The sequence below is a fragment of the Cupriavidus basilensis genome (assembly GCF_000832305.1).
Classification (GTDB): Bacteria; Pseudomonadota; Gammaproteobacteria; order Burkholderiales; family Burkholderiaceae; genus Cupriavidus; species Cupriavidus basilensis_F.
Genome location: NZ_CP010536.1, coordinates 1,885,482 through 1,900,516, shown reverse-complemented (window position 1 = coordinate 1,900,516; position 15,035 = coordinate 1,885,482). Strand labels below are relative to the sequence as shown.

Annotated in this window: 11 protein-coding genes; 5 read left to right on the top strand and 6 right to left on the bottom strand. The window is 63.9% G+C overall.

Translation table 11 applies throughout. The features are described from left to right. Positions 1-69 precede the first annotated feature (69 nt). From lon to mnmC, 5 genes are all read right to left on the bottom strand, one after another. Positions 70-2,481, bottom strand: coding sequence for an endopeptidase La (gene lon / locus RR42_RS09030; protein WP_043351692.1), 2,412 nt, complete (start codon positions 2,479-2,481; stop codon positions 70-72). Positions 2,482-2,730: 249 nt separating this feature from the next. Then, the gene (gene clpX / locus RR42_RS09025) at positions 2,731-4,005 is read right to left on the bottom strand and encodes an ATP-dependent Clp protease ATP-binding subunit ClpX (protein WP_043345921.1); all 1,275 of its coding nucleotides are present in this window, start codon (positions 4,003-4,005) and stop codon (positions 2,731-2,733) included. Between the two features lie 246 nt (positions 4,006-4,251). Further along, positions 4,252-4,902 carry an ATP-dependent Clp endopeptidase proteolytic subunit ClpP gene (gene clpP, locus RR42_RS09020; RefSeq protein ID WP_043345919.1) on the bottom strand — a complete coding sequence of 217 codons (651 nt, stop codon included), beginning with the start codon at positions 4,900-4,902 and terminating at the stop codon, positions 4,252-4,254. Between the two features lie 73 nt (positions 4,903-4,975). Beyond that, the gene (gene tig / locus RR42_RS09015; RefSeq protein WP_043345917.1) at positions 4,976-6,337 is read right to left on the bottom strand and encodes a trigger factor; all 1,362 of its coding nucleotides are present in this window, start codon (positions 6,335-6,337) and stop codon (positions 4,976-4,978) included. Positions 6,338-6,563: 226 nt separating this feature from the next. Continuing rightward, positions 6,564-8,588 carry a bifunctional tRNA (5-methylaminomethyl-2-thiouridine)(34)-methyltransferase MnmD/FAD-dependent 5-carboxymethylaminomethyl-2-thiouridine(34) oxidoreductase MnmC gene (mnmC, locus tag RR42_RS09010; protein ID WP_043345915.1) on the bottom strand — a complete coding sequence of 675 codons (2,025 nt, stop codon included), beginning with the start codon at positions 8,586-8,588 and terminating at the stop codon, positions 6,564-6,566. Positions 8,589-8,833: 245 nt separating this feature from the next. On the opposite strand from mnmC, the gene RR42_RS09005 reads away from it, so the two are divergent. Further along, positions 8,834-9,691, top strand: a complete 858-nt coding sequence (locus RR42_RS09005; protein ID WP_043345913.1) for a 23S rRNA (adenine(2030)-N(6))-methyltransferase RlmJ — start codon at positions 8,834-8,836, stop codon at positions 9,689-9,691. A gap of 111 nt (positions 9,692-9,802) precedes the next feature. Here RR42_RS09005 and RR42_RS09000 read toward each other — a convergent pair whose 3' ends face one another. After that, entirely contained in the window at positions 9,803-10,054 is a 252-nt protein-coding gene (locus RR42_RS09000) for a DUF1488 domain-containing protein (protein WP_043345911.1), read from the bottom strand. Positions 10,055-10,387: 333 nt separating this feature from the next. Between RR42_RS09000 and RR42_RS40695 the strand changes: the two genes are divergently transcribed. The 4 genes from RR42_RS40695 (at position 10,388) to RR42_RS37685 (ending at position 14,894) form a co-directional block, all read left to right on the top strand. Then, positions 10,388-10,879, top strand: coding sequence for a hypothetical protein (locus RR42_RS40695; RefSeq protein ID WP_043345909.1), 492 nt, complete (start codon positions 10,388-10,390; stop codon positions 10,877-10,879). A 240-nt stretch (positions 10,880-11,119) separates the two neighbouring features. Next, positions 11,120-12,283: a DNA polymerase IV gene (gene dinB / locus RR42_RS08990; RefSeq protein ID WP_043345906.1), complete on the top strand. Its 1,164-nt coding sequence runs from the start codon at positions 11,120-11,122 to the stop codon at positions 12,281-12,283. 107 nt (positions 12,284-12,390) lie between these two features. Beyond that, entirely contained in the window at positions 12,391-14,100 is a 1,710-nt protein-coding gene (locus RR42_RS08985) for a sensor domain-containing diguanylate cyclase (protein ID WP_236702006.1), read from the top strand. 272 nt (positions 14,101-14,372) lie between these two features. Then, a complete protein-coding gene (locus RR42_RS37685; RefSeq protein WP_052494543.1) occupies positions 14,373-14,894 on the top strand; it encodes a hypothetical protein in 522 nt (173 codons plus the stop codon). The last annotated feature ends 141 nt before the right edge of the window (positions 14,895-15,035 follow it).

Genomic DNA, 15,035 nt, shown 5'->3' with positions numbered 1-15,035 from the left:
GCCGCGGGGGACACCCGCGGCGTTTTTCATGCGCTGCCAGCAAGCTACGGCAGCATCAGCGAGACATCATCAGTGATGAATCATCTCGACCTTGGCAGCGCCCTTGTCCGCCACATCGGCAGGCTTGGCCACTTCTTCAGGCAGAGGCTCGGGCTTACGCTCGAGCGCGAGTTCCAGGACCTTGTCGATCCAGCGCACCGGGACGATCTCGATGGCGTTCTTGACGTTGTCCGGAATCTCCGCGAGATCCTTCACGTTCTCTTCGGGGATCAGCACCAGCTTGATACCGCCGCGATGCGCCGCAAGCAGTTTCTCCTTGAGGCCACCGATCGGCAGGACTTCGCCGCGCAGCGTGATCTCACCGGTCATGGCCACGTCAGCACGCACCGGAATGCCCGTGAGCACCGACACCAGCGCCGTGGTCATCGCACCGCCTGCCGAAGGGCCATCCTTGGGGGTGGCGCCTTCAGGCACGTGGATGTGGATGTCGCGCTTCTCGAACATCTCGTCCGTAATGCCCAGACGACGTGCCCGCGAGCGCACCACCGAACGTGCTGCCTCGACCGACTCCTTCATCACGTCGCCCAGCGAACCGGTGCGGGTGATGTTGCCCTTGCCCGGCATGATCGCGGCTTCGATGGTCAGCAGATCGCCGCCCACTTCCGTCCACGCCAGACCGGTCACCTGGCCTACCTGGTTTTCCTTGCCGGCCAGGCCGAAGTCGTACTTGCGCACGCCAAGGAACTTGTCCAGGTTCTCGGACGCGACCTTGACCGTGCCCGTTTCCTTCTTGAGCAGCAGCAGCTTCACCACCTTGCGGGCGATCTTCGACACTTCGCGCTCAAGCGAACGCACGCCCGCTTCCCGCGTGTAGTAGCGAATGATGTCGCGCAGGGCGTCTTCGTTCACTTCCATCTCGCCGGGCTTCAGACCATTGTTCTTGATCTGCTTGGGCAGCAGGTAGCGCTGGGCGATGTTGACCTTTTCCTCCTCGGTGTAACCCGACAGGCGGATCACTTCCATCCGGTCCAGCAACGGAGGCGGAATGTTGAGCGAATTGGAGGTCGCCACGAACATCACATCGGACAGGTCGAAATCGACCTCGATGTAATGGTCCTGGAACGTGTGGTTCTGTTCCGGGTCCAGCACTTCGAGCAATGCCGACGACGGATCGCCGCGGAAATCCATGCCCATCTTGTCGATTTCATCGAGCAGGAAGAGCGGATTGCGCACGCCGACCTTGGCCAGGCTTTGCAGGATCTTGCCGGGCATCGAGCCGATGTACGTACGACGGTGGCCACGGATCTCGGCCTCGTCGCGCACGCCGCCCAGCGCCATGCGCACGAACTTGCGGTTCGTGGCACGCGCAACGGACTGCCCGAGCGAGGTCTTGCCCACGCCAGGGGGCCCAACCAGGCACAGGATCGGCGCCTTCACCTTGTCCACGCGCTGTTGCACTGCAAGATACTCAAGGATGCGTTCCTTGACCTTCTCGAGACCGTAGTGGTCTTCATCCAGCACGCGCTCGGCGTTGGCGAGGTCGTTGTTGACCTTGCTCTTCTTGCGCCACGGCAGGTTGACCAGCGTGTCGATGTAGTTGCGCACGACCGTGGCTTCCGCCGACATCGGCGACATCAGCTTGAGCTTCTTGAATTCGGCGTCCGCCTTTTTCTTGGCTTCCTTCGGCATGCGCGCAGCCTTGATGCGCTTGTCGAGTTCTTCCAGGTCAGCGCCTTCTTCGCCCTCGCCCAGTTCCTTCTGGATGGCCTTGACCTGCTCGTTGAGGTAGTACTCGCGCTGGCTCTTCTCCATCTGGCGCTTGACGCGGCCACGGATGCGCTTTTCCACCTGCAGGATGTCGATCTCGCCTTCGAGCTGCGACAGCAGGCTCTCCAGGCGCTCGGTGACATTCACCATCTCCAGGATCTTCTGCTTCTGCTCGAGCTTGATCGGCAGATGCGCGGCGATGGTGTCGGCCAGGCGACCCGGTTCGTCGATACCCGACAGCGACGTCAGGATCTCGGGCGGGATCTTCTTGTTCAGCTTTACGTACTGGTCGAACTGCGACACGATGGCGCGGCGCAGCGCCTCCGTCTCGGCGGTTTCGACCGGACCCGGCGGCACGGGCACGGCTTCGCACATGAAGTGCGATTCGTCTTCGCTCACTTCGCGGATATTCGCGCGCTGCGTGCCTTCCACCAGCACCTTGACGGTGCCGTCGGGCAGCTTGAGCATTTGCAGGATGTTGGCGATGCAGCCCACCTCATAGAGGTCGTCAGCGGTCGGCTCATCCTTGGCCGCCGTTTTCTGGGCCACAAGCATGATGCTTTTGCCCGCCTCCATCGCAGTTTCCAGCGCCTTGATGGACTTCGGACGTCCCACGAACAGTGGGATCACCATGTGCGGAAACACCACCACGTCGCGCAGCGGCAACAGTGGCAAGCGAATCGGCTCAGCCGGGAGGAGTTGTGTTCCGGACATCATTTTCCCCAGTCAGTCATTTAGGCGTAAATTGGGTCTCATGAATCGATTGCAAGACATCCTTTGCGCGCGATTCGATGCTAGTTGCAAAATGCTGCTCCCCGCACTTGCAAGACCCGTCCAGACAGCATACCCCCGTTTCCTCCCCTTCGTTTTACGAAAATGAAGAAAAAAAGCCGCTCGCTTTTCGCGAACGGCCTCTCAGGACTCGCTGCCGGCCTGGCATCGTCATAAGCGCCGGCGTTCGCGTCAGTTCGAACCAGCCACCTTCGGCTGTTCCTCGTACATCAGCAGCGGCGGCGCGTCCCCGGTGATGGTGTTCTCGTCGATCACCACCTTTTGCACGCCCTTGTAGTTAGGCAGGTCGTACATCACATCCATCAGCGATTGCTCAAGGATCGAACGCAGGCCACGTGCACCGGTCTTGCGGCGGATTGCCTTGCGGGCAATCGCGGAGAGCGCGGCCGGGCGGATTTCCAGCTCAACGCCTTCCATCGCCAGCAGCTTCTGGTACTGCTTGATCAGCGCGTTCTTCGGCTCGACCAGGATCTGCATCAGCGCGGCTTCGTCCAGCTTGGCCAGCGTAGCCACTACCGGGAGGCGGCCGATCAGTTCCGGGATCAACCCGAACTTGATCAGGTCTTCCGGCTCGACCTGCGGCAGCACTTCGCTGGCCTCGCGCTCTTCCTTGCTCTGCACCTGCGCGGCAAAACCGATACCGGTCTTGTCCGAACGCTGCATGATGACCTTCTCGAGGCCGTCGAACGCACCGCCGCAGATAAACAGGATGTTGGTGGTATCCACCTGCAGGAAGTCCTGGTTCGGGTGCTTGCGGCCACCTTGCGGAGGCACCGAAGCCATGGTGCCTTCGACCAGCTTCAGCAGGGCCTGCTGCACGCCTTCACCGGAGACATCCCGGGTGATGGACGGGTTGTCGGATTTGCGCGAGATCTTGTCGATCTCATCAATGTAGACAATGCCGCGCTGTGCCTTTTCCACCTCGTAGTTGCAGTTCTGCAGCAACTTCTGGATGATGTTTTCCACGTCCTCGCCGACATAGCCGGCTTCGGTCAACGTGGTGGCATCGGCGATCACGAACGGCACATTGAGCAGGCGCGCCAGCGTTTGCGCCAGCAGCGTCTTGCCCGAACCGGTGGGACCGATCAGCAGGATGTTGCTCTTGGACAACTCGACGTCGTCCTTCTTGCCAAGGTGCTTCAGGCGCTTGTAGTGGTTGTACACCGCTACGGCCAGGATCTTCTTGGCCTGCTCCTGCCCGATCACGTATTGATCCAGGCTTTCGCGGATCTCGTGCGGGGTGGGGAGATCGGACTTGGCCGTGGCCCCCGCGTCCTTGTCGGATGCAGCAGCCTCGTCGCGGATGATCTCGTTGCACAGGTCGATGCATTCGTCGCAAATGAACACCGACGGGCCCGCGATGAGCTTCTTTACCTCGTGCTGGCTCTTGCCGCAGAACGAGCAGTAAAGGAGCTTCTCGCTGGATGAACCTTTTTTATCCGCCATAGGAATCAGTCACATTAGCAGTGTGCGTGCCGCAGTACCGGAGCGCTGCGGGGATACGCTTCAAACGCATCATACGCCAAAAAAAATGGCGCGGCGGGTAGACCCCCACGCTGTGGGGCAAAAGCAAAAAACGAGGCACAAGGCCTCGTTTCTCTATAGCCTTCTTCGTTGCGGCCGGGCGGCGATTCCCGAAGGATCACTGCCCGGCCCCTGCCCGGGCCGCCTTGCGGCAGCCGGGCCGGTCTGTCAGGCACGGCGGGCGAGCACCTTGTCGATCAGGCCGTAGTCCACTGCCTGCTCGCCGCTCATGAAATTGTCGCGATCGGTGTCGCGGGCAATCTTGTCGACCGGCTGGCCGGTGACTTCCGACAGGATCGTGTTGAGCCGCTCGCGCAGGTACAGGATCTCGCGGGCCTGGATCTCGATGTCCGAGGCCTGGCCGCGCGCGCCGCCCAGCGGCTGGTGGATCATGATGCGCGAGTTGGGCAGCGCCGAACGCTTGCCCTTGGCGCCAGCCGACAGCAGGAAGGCACCCATGCTGGCTGCCATGCCCATGCACAGCGTGGCCACGTCCGGCTTGACGAACTGCATGGTGTCGTAGATGGCGAGGCCAGCCGACACCGAGCCACCCGGCGAGTTGATGTAGAGCGAAATATCCTTGTCGGGATTCTCGCTTTCCAGGAACAGCAACTGGGCGACCACCAGGTTGGCGGTCTGGTCGTTGACTTCGCCGACCATGAAAATCAGACGCTCCTTCAACAGGCGCGAATAGATGTCATAGGCGCGCTCGCCCCGACCGGACTGCTCAACCACCATCGGCACCAGCCCCAGTCCCTGCGTTTCCAGGGCGGAGGCCTGCGTGGTGGCCAGACGGTCAAGCAAATCATTGCGGGTCATGCAAGTTCTCCTGGAGTTCGGTAAGAGGCAAGGCTGCGGCCAACGCGCCACGCGCGCCGGCCACGGACCAGGCTCAGGCCTGCTGAGGCTGGTTGTTGCCTTCGGCAGTCAGTTCCTCGAAGGACACCGTCTTGTCGGTGACCTTGGCCTTGTCGCACACGAAATTTACCACGTTGTTTTCGAGCACGTAGGCCTCCATCTCGGCCAGGCGCTGTTGGTCACCGTAGTACCAGCGCATGACTTCCTTCGGGTCTTCGTAGCTCTTGGCGAAGTCTTCGATCTCGGCCTTGATCTGGTCTGCCTTGGCGTCCAGGCCGTGCGCCTTGACGATCTCGGCCAGGATCAGGCCCAGCTTGACGCGGCGCTCAGCTTGCTGCGTGAACATTTCGGCCGGGATGGGCATGTCCTTGGCGTTCGGCATGCCGCGTTGCTCCAGGTCGCGACGCGCCATTTCCACCAGGCGCTCCTGGTCTTGCTCGATCAGGGCCTTCGGCACTTCCAGCTCGCTCGCCTTCAACAGCGCGTCCATGACCTGGTCCTTCAGCATGGCGTGCGTGCGGCGCTTGACTTCGCGCTCCAGGTTTTCGCGGATGTCGGCGCGCATCTTCTCGACGCTGCCGTCGGCGATGCCCAGCGACTTGGCGAACTCGTCGCTCACTTCCGGCAGGTGCGCCCACTCGATCTTCTTGAGCGTGACGGTGAACTCGGCAGTCTTGCCGGCCACGTCCTTGCCGTGATAGTCCTCGGGGAACGCCAGCGGGAAGGTCTTGCTTTCGCCAACCTTCAGGCCCAGCGCAGCTTGCTCGAACTCGGGCAGCATGCGGCCTTCGCCCAGCACGAAGGCGAAGTCGTCAGCCTTGCCACCGGGGAATTCCACGCCGTCGATCTTGCCCACGAAGTCCAGGGTCACGCGGTCGCCGTTCTGGGCGGCCACTTCCGCACCGCCGTCGCCGTGCTCGCCGGCTTCGCCACGGGTGTGGTAGTGCACGCGCTGCTTGCGCAGGATGTCGATGGTCTTGTCGACTTCGGCATCGGTAATTTCGGTCTTGGTGCGGGTCACTTCGGCGCCAGCCAGGTCACCCAGCTTGACTTCCGGATAGACCTCGAAGGTCGCGTCGAAGGCCACTTCGTCTTCGCCCACGCCGTCGGTCTTGACTTCGAACTTCGGCTGGCCGGCAACCTTGACGTCTTGTTCTTTGGTGATGTCGAAGAACTTGCGGGCAGCCTTGTCGAAGCGCACTTCGAACTCGACTTGCTGGCCGTATTGCTTCTCGACCATCTTCATCGGTACCTTGCCGGGACGGAAACCGGACATCTTCACCGTCTTCGACAGGCGAACCAGACGTTCCAGCTTTTCCTTTTCGACTTCGGCCTTGGGAATGGCCAGGGTCACCTTGCGGTCCAGTTTGCCAAGGTTTTCAATGACATTCGACATGGTCGTTGATCCAATCCAGAGTGTTGTTGTGTTCGTAAGCGCACCCCGCTCGCGTGCCCGAGAAGACACAGGCAAAGCGACGGCAAATGCCGATACCCGGCACGCAAACCCGTACCCGGCATGCAGGACACGCGCAAAAATCGGCGTTTCCAGAGCATCCGGGCGCAGGCCCACGCAAACGGAAAACGGGCATTATCGCACGGTTTTCATTCGGTTCCGGCAGTTTTTACCCGGGAACCGGCTCGGCGGGCACATCGCCGCCTGCCACGGTCCCCTGGCGCAAGGCGCGCACCAGCAGGCGCGCCGGATCGATGGCCTCGGCCAGTTCGAGCTCGAGCGGCAATGGCTCCCCTTCGATCTGGCTGGCCAGCAATTCCGCCCCCAATGCGGCCCATGTGAGGCCGCGCGAGCCATATGCAAGTGCCGCGTAAAGCCCCGGCAGCCGAGGGATATCCCTTAGGCGCGCCCCGCTGAGCGCCGCGGCGTCCCGCGCCGCCCGGGCCTCGTCGGCCACGCGGCCGATCAGCGGCAGGCGGTTGTGCGAGACGCTGCGCACGCCCACATACCCGCTGAGCATTGCCGGGTCCAGGCTGGCGGCCGTGCCGGCAAGCGCCGGCAGCAACGCGGCGAGCCGGGCGAGGTTCTCGGCGTGCACCGCGGGGCGCGCATCCAGCGCGCCGGATTCCTGTGCATCCGGCTCGTAGCTGGAACCGATGCGCGCGGTGCCGTCCGCCGCGCGCGGCAGCAGGTAGCCGGTGCCGGTGACCACGCAATCGGGCCATTCGCCAAGGCGCGCCAGCTCTGCCGGCGCCAGCGTGGTGAGCTGGCCGCGCACCCGGTCGATCGTCATATGGCGCAGCGCGAGCAAGCGCAGCGCCTCGTACGCGTTGGCCACGACCACCACCGGCGCCGCGGCCATGACCATGCCCACCTCATCCAGCGCCTGCCAGCCATCCGCCACGCGCGCCAGCCGCGCAACGCGGCTGCCATAGCGCGCCGTTACCGCCGCCCCGGCCCGCGCCAGCTGCGCGCGGCAGATCTCGGGCGGCGGCGCCCAGCCGCCCTGCCCGAACCACAGCCCGCCATGGGGCACCGGCGCGCCATGCCGGCTGGCCGCCTCCTCGGCGCTCATCCACCGCGCGAACGCCTGCGGAAAACCCAGGGCGGCAAGCGCCGCCTGCTGGATATCCGCGTCCTCCACGCCCGCACCGGTCTGCAGCACGCCGCAGCCCTGCCAGCCGGGCGCATGTCCCGCCGCCGCCAGCCCCGCCCAAGTCCGCAGGGCCTGCAGGTTGCCGGCGCGCGACAGGCGCGACAGGATGCTGTCATCCGAGGACAAGTGCGGATGCATGGCGGCGGCACGGTGGGCCGAGGTCAGTTGCGCCGGGCCGTCATGGGCATCGAACAAGGTCACGCGCCAGCCACGCGCGGCCAGCCGCTCCGTGACCGCGCAGCCGGCCAGGCCCGCGCCGATAACGATCGCGTGCCGCTCGGGCCACGCGGCCGCGGATGGCGGCGGCTGGCGCCGCGTGCCGCGCATGGCAGGAAAGCGCGCCACGGTCATCGGTGGCTCTGAGCCATATCCCGGTGCGGAGCTGAGCGCGAAGCCGGCGGCTTGCAAACCCCGCTGGAAGGCGATGTCCGCCACGTGCGTGGCTAGCGTGGCCTCCGGGCGGGCCAGCCGGGCCAGCCGCTTCATCAATGGCGGCTGCCACATATCGGGGTTGCGCGCGGGCGAAAAACCGTCCAGGTAAAACGCATCCGCGCCCAGCACCAGCCGCGGCAGCACGGCGTCGATATCGCCAAATGCCAGCGTCAGCACGACCGCCCCGCCCTCGAATTCCAGCCGGTGCAGGCCAGGCAGCGCCAGCGGCCATGCGGCCCTCAGCTCGGCGGCCAGCGGCGCCAGCGCCGCCGGCGCGCCAATGCAGGCATGCATCGCGGCAAGCCCCTCGCTCGTCAACGGATGCTTCTCGATCGACACAAAGTGGAGCCGCCGGCAACGCTTGGGATCGTCTCGCCATGCCTGCCAGGTTGCCAGGAAGTTCAGCCCCAACCCGAAGCCGGCCTCCACAATCACGAACTGGTCGCGCCCGCCCCAGGCCTGCGGCAAGCCGTTGCCGGCAAGGAAGATATGACGGGCCCGCTCCAGGCTATCTTCGTTGCCGTGATAGGCCTCGTCGTAGCGCGGCGAGTAGGGCAAGCCTGAAGCGGAAAACGCGGGCTCGGCGAGATCTAGGCTGCGGGACATGGACAAGGCAACAAGGCGGCTGAGGCCGGGAGAATGGGAAATGCGCAGGAGCGTCAGACGCGAAGCGCATTGGAAGTGCATCGGAAGCGGAGACTGGCGAAGAAGCCGGCAATCGCCCGCCAGGCGCGCCCTGCGGCATGCCGCAGGGCCGCCCCAAAGCCCGGCGATGGTAGCATAGCGCCCTGTGCCGCCGGCCCCTCCAGGCCGGCACCCGCACGCCCCGCACGACCTTTTCCCGCCTCGCCATGCTCAGCTACCGTCACGCCTTCCACGCCGGCAACCACGCCGATGTTCTCAAACACGCCATCGTGGTCCAGTTGCTGGAGCAGTTGAGCCAGAAAGACAAGCCCTTCTGGTACATCGACACGCACGCTGGCGCCGGGCTGTACGCGCTCGATCACGCCTACGCGCAGAAAAAAGGCGAGTTCGAGACCGGCATTGCCCGGCTGTGGCAGGCCGCCGCCGCCAAGCGGCCCATGCCGACGCTGGTCGAGGATTACCTGGAGCAGGTTCGCACGCTGAACCCGGACGGCAACCTGAAGCACTACCCCGGCTCGCCGTGGCTCGCCTGGCAGATGCTGCGCGACGCGGACCGCCTGCGCCTGTTCGAGATGCACAGCACCGAAATCCAGGTGCTGCGCGACAACTTCCGTGGCGCCGGCCGCCGCGTCATGCTGTACGACGGCGACGGCTTTACCGGCATCAACGCCATCCTGCCCCCGCCGCCGCGCCGCGCACTGGTGCTGATCGACCCTTCATACGAGGACAAGCAGGACTACGGCCGCGTAGTGCGCAGCCTGCAGGATTGCCTGCAGCGCTTTGCCACCGGCATGTACGCGATCTGGTATCCCGAAGTGCAGCGCCGCGAATCCGTGCAGTTGCCGGTGCAGCTGAAAAAACTGCCGCTCAAGAGCTGGCTGCACGTCACCCTGCGCGTCAAGCACCCCGTCGCCGGCGGGCTGGGCCTGCACGGCAGCGGCATGTTCATCGTCAACCCGCCGTGGCGCCTGAAGGAAACCCTGGAGGCAGCCATGCCCGCCCTGGTGACGATGCTGCGCCAGGACGACGGCGCCGGCTTCACGCTGGAAGCGCAGGAAAGCTGATCCTCGCGCCGGCCGGGCCGCTGGCGAGAAAGAAGCTATTTGGCCATGCGCCGGCCATCCTCCAGCATGCCGCTGGTGTCGCGGCAGTGCTGGCCGCTTTTAGCGCCGCTGTCAGGAGATGGTGTACCTGTTCTGCCGGCTGCGGGAATAGAGCCCGCGGGCGAGTTCCAGGATGTGGTCGCGGTGGCGGTCGAATGCCTCCAGCACGGCAGGCTCGTCCGGGCGCAGTTCGGGGCTGAGGTTGGAGAGTACCGCTCGGTCGACCTCGAAGGAGATCTCACGCGAACTGTCGTAGCCCCAAAAGCATACGCAATGCCTGGATGGGTCGTAACTCCGGCTGGGATTGGGAAAATTAAGTGCCATTTCTGTATCCTAGTCCGATTCGGCCCCCTCTGTACGGCATAGAAGGCGGGACTGCCGGATTTGCGCCGAATTGGGCAACCATCCCGCCAGCAAGTCTGGAGAAGACCGCTTCTCATCGCCATTTCGCTTACCGGTAACCTGGTGTCGAGCCGCACAGACATGACGCGACATAGGTGTCGGGAAAACCAGATCTAAGCATCTTCTACTTCGCCCGCGCGCGGCCAGACCGTACGATTCCCATCACAACCGCGGTGGCACGATCGCCGCGGTCCGGGACAGGACGGCAACCATAAAGCTGTCCGCCGGACATCAACACAAGGGTCAAGGGGTCTTATGAAAAGCTTGCGCGGAGCCAGCAACGGTTGGGCGCCGGACGTCGAGGTGACGGACAGGGGCATCTGGAAAAACACGATCGCCGCAGCCAGCCACGCGCTGGAAACCGTCGCCCTCATCGAGCACGGCGTCGGCATGACATTGAAGCTGCAGCGCAAGATCCGCGCGCTGCGCGAGCGTTTGCACGCCACCCAGACCGAACTGGACCGCTATCGCGACATGCACGCCGCCGCCATGGAGGCGTTACGCCAGATTGAAGTGACACCGCCGGAAGATACCGGCCGGCTGCGCGCCGAAGGCGAAGCCCTGCAGATGCGCCACCGTGCCTACAAGCTGCTGGTCGAGCATTACGCCCGGGCGGGCATTCCCATCGACCTGGCCGTCTTCGCCAGGCAGCGCCGCCAGGTCCTCCAGCACATCCTGTTCCAGCAGCGCCGCGGCGTCGCGCCGGCGCAGATCAGCGTCGACGATATCGCCTTCCTGCTGCGCTGATCCCATCGCCAGAGGGGAAAGAGATTCCGGCGTCCATTGCGACAATCGCGGGCCAGCCGGATCCGCTTACACCGGCTGCGCTTTCAAAGGCCCGCGCAGTTCGCGGGCTTTTTTTTCGCGCCGGCGGGCATCGTCATGACGGCCACCTACGTGCATCGCTGGTAGCGCGACCGGGACGCAGCGGTATTGTCGGCAGAATTCGATATACTGTATATGCATACAGTCACCCGCCGACGCCCCATGTCATCTGCACCTCACCGCATCGCCCACCTGGATATGGACGCGTTCTACGCGTCCGTCGAGCTGTTGCGATACCCGGAGTTGCGCGGCAAGCCCGTGGTGATCGGTGGTGGACGCAATGCGGTACCCGAGATACTTCCCGACGGCAGCCGGCGCTTTGCCCGCCTGCGCGACTACGCCGGGCGCGGCGTGGTCACCACGTCCACCTACGAAGCCCGCGCGCTGGGCGTGTTCTCCGCCATGGGCATGATGAAGGCCGCGCAACTCGCCCCCGACGCCATCCTGCTGCCCACGGATTTCGACTCGTACCGGCACTACTCCCGCCTGTTCAAGGCTGCCGTCGCCACCTTCACCAGCGACATCGAAGACCGCGGTATCGACGAGATCTACATCGACCTGAGCGACGTGCCGGGCGAGCCCGCCGATATCGGTACCCGCATCAAGCAAGCGGTGCGCGAAGCCACCGGACTGAGCTGTTCGATCTGCATCGCCCCCAACAAGCTCCTCGCCAAGATCGGCTCGGAACTCGACAAACCCGACGGGCTCACCCTGCTGGCAGCCAGCGACGTGCCACTGCGCATCTGGCCACTGCCCGTGCGTAAGGTCAACGGGATCGGCCCGAAGGCCACCGAGAAGCTCGCGGCGCTGGGCATCGCCACGGTCGGCGACCTCGCCAGCGCGGACCTGGGCATGCTGCAGACCCATTTCGGCCGCAGCTACGCCGCCTGGCTGGCCGAGATCGCGCAAGGCCATGACGAACGCCCGGTGGTCACCAGCTCCGAGCCCAAGTCCATGAGCCGGGAAACCACCTTCGAGCGTGACCTGCACCCCAAGCAGGACCGCCAGACGCTCTCCGAAGTCTTTACCGGCCTGTGCCAGCGCCTGGCGGAAGACCTTCGCCGCAAGGGCTACGTGGGCCGCACCATCGGCGTCAAGCTGCGCTACGACGACTTTCACACCGTCACCCGCGACCTCAGCATGCCGGCCCCGACGGCGGACGCCGCACAGCTGCGGCGCGCCGCGACCGAATGCGTCAAACGCGTTGCGCTGGACCGGAAGATCCGCTTGCTGGGCGTGAGGGTCAGCGCGCTGACGCCTGCGGGAGAAGTGGCGCCGGCTGCGCTGCCGGTACAGGCAGAGTTGCCTTTCGCCGACAACGCTTAGCCGGCCCCGCTTTGAGCCGATCCGTCTGATAGTATTGGCACAGCCGTGCATAACGTTGCAGCACCTGCGCACAATCCGCACAATCAACACCCTCGGGCTAACGTCAATTGTCATTTGACCTGGATATGCGGGCCTCTACCGAAGCGCAAGCTAGACATGAACGCATCGACACCTCTAGGTGGCTAAGCCTGACAGTCGCCTTACAGCAAGCGCGGTTTGACGCGCTGACACGACTCGCGCGGCACCTCTTCAAGGTCCCGGTTGCCCTGGTTACGTTGCATGACGTGCTTGATGATGCGCATCCCGGCGACGTTCCCATCCTCATCGACGGCCTGCCCATGGGCTTTCACGCGGCGTGCCCCTTGACCACATCGAGCGGCAGCCGGCTCGGCGCCTTCTGGCTGCTCGATGCAGGGTCACGCGAACTGGACCAGGCGGAGCGCGGCCTGCTGCAGGACTTTGCCGACATGGCGGTCGCTATCGTCGAGCGCGACCTGGCCCAGGGCAAACTGAACGACGACGCCAGCAGGCTCGAGGAAAACGAAAAGCGGCTTGAGCTGGCCATCGCGGGAAGCGGCACGGGCGTCTGGGACCGGGATATCCAGTCGGGCTGCATCCACTACTCGGCCGGCTGGAAAGCCATCATCGGTTATGAAGAATCCGAGATCACCAACCGGATCGAAGATAGCTATACCCGCGTCCATCCCGACGACCTCGCCTACGTCCAGGCCACCATACAAGCCCACTTCAACCAGGAAACGGAAAGCTACGCGGTGGACCACCGGATCCGCTGCAAGGATGGCAGCTATAAATGGATATCCAGCCGCGGCAAGGTGGTCAGCCGCGGCGGCAACGGCGAGCCGCTGCGCATGATCGGCACCACCACCGATATCACGGCCATCCAGGCACTGGCCGAAGAACTGCAGCAAACCGTCGACCTGGTCACCAGCCTGACCAACGAAGTCCCCGGCCTGGTATTCCAGCATCGCCTGCTGCCAACGGGGGAATCCTTCCTGTCCTACGCCAGCGCCGGCATCGCCGATATCTACGAGCTCACGCCGCAACAGGTAGCCGCCAGCACAGGCCCCATCCATGCCGTCATCCACCCCGACGACCTGGAGGCTTACCGCGCCTCGCTTCACGCGTCCGCCGCCAGCCTGACGCCCTGGCACCTCGAGTATCGCGTCGAACTGCCCAGGCAAGGACTGCGCTGGCGGCAAGGCGACGCGCGTCCCCGGCGGCTCGACGACGGCAGCACGCTATGGCATGGATTTATCACGGACGCGACCGAACGCAAGCGCATCGAGGGAGAACTGCAGGAATTTGCAACCATCGATTTCCTGACGCAACTACCCAATCGCCGTCACTTCGTCGTGCGGATCGAACAGGAGCTTGCCCGGATCCAGCGCACGGACGGCCGCCCTGCCGCCGTCCTGACGTTTGACCTCGACCACTTCAAAGCCATCAACGACACCTGGGGCCACGCCATGGGCGACCACGCCCTGCGGTGTTTCGCGGCGCTGCTGCGCGATGCATTGCAAAAACACGATTTCGCCGGCCGCATCGGCGGCGAGGAATTTGCCGTGGTGCTCCCCGATGCGAGCCTTGAGACGGCGACACGATTTGCCAGGCGCGTACAGCATCAGATCGCGGAAACCGCACTGCTTGACGGCAGCCAGATCGTCACGCTGACCGTCAGCGTCGGCATTGCCCTCATGCATGCCACCGATCTCAGCGCGGACCTATCCCTGTTGCGCAGCGACGGGGCGCTCTACCGCGCCAAGGAACGCGGCCGCAACCGTATCGAGTGTGACTGATCCACGCCAGGCCGGTGACTGGCGAAGCGATACCGCACGACGATGACACACCAGCAGAATCCCCGGCACCCCGGCCAGCCTCTCACGCCATTCATCAATGGCTGGAAAACGCCTCCTGATGCATAAGCCACGCATTAAGTTACCCAGTAAATTACCCACCGAATTACCCACCGAATTACCCGCTAAATTATCCACTAAGTTACCCATTAGTCATTGAATTAGCAGTACCAACAGAAAATTTACCTTCAGGTAATGCACAGGTTTAATGGGCCATGGATATTCAAGACACGCGTGAACAGCGCCTAGCCCAGATCATGGCCGAACAGTTCGGCGGCTCTATAGCGCGCCTATCAGACCGGCTGGACCGCGACCCCTCATACTTCTCCCGCATATTCTCGAACACAGGTAAAGCCGGAAAAAAGCGCATCGGCGAACATCTCGCTCGCGACATCGAAGCCAAGCTCGGCCTGCCGCGCCTGTGGCTGGACGGCGAGGCACAAGACGCCGCCGCACCCCCGAAAGAAGAAACCCTGCCGCCCGAGATAGCCGCCCGATTCGCCCGCCTGATCAATGGCTTGCGCAACGAAGACATCGACAGGCTGCTCGCGGCCATCGAATTGATCACCCAGGTCGAAACCGTGCAATCGGTGCGTAAATACAAGAAAAACACCAGAACTGCCCGCGTCCTGAAGACCGGCGGGAGAAGCACGGCATTCAAGCTAGCCAGCAACGCCGTTCACGAAAGCGGCACGCAGGCACCCGCCAAGCCACGCAAGAAAACGTCCACAAGCTGAGATAAGCGCGACTACCGGCTTGCCGGATGACTCACCCCGCCCTGCGCGCTCCGCAAGATCCTGGCGGGGTATCAAAATTACCCAATGATCTTGCATTTTTAGTTACCCATGGGTAATCTATGACATCGACTTCCCTGACGC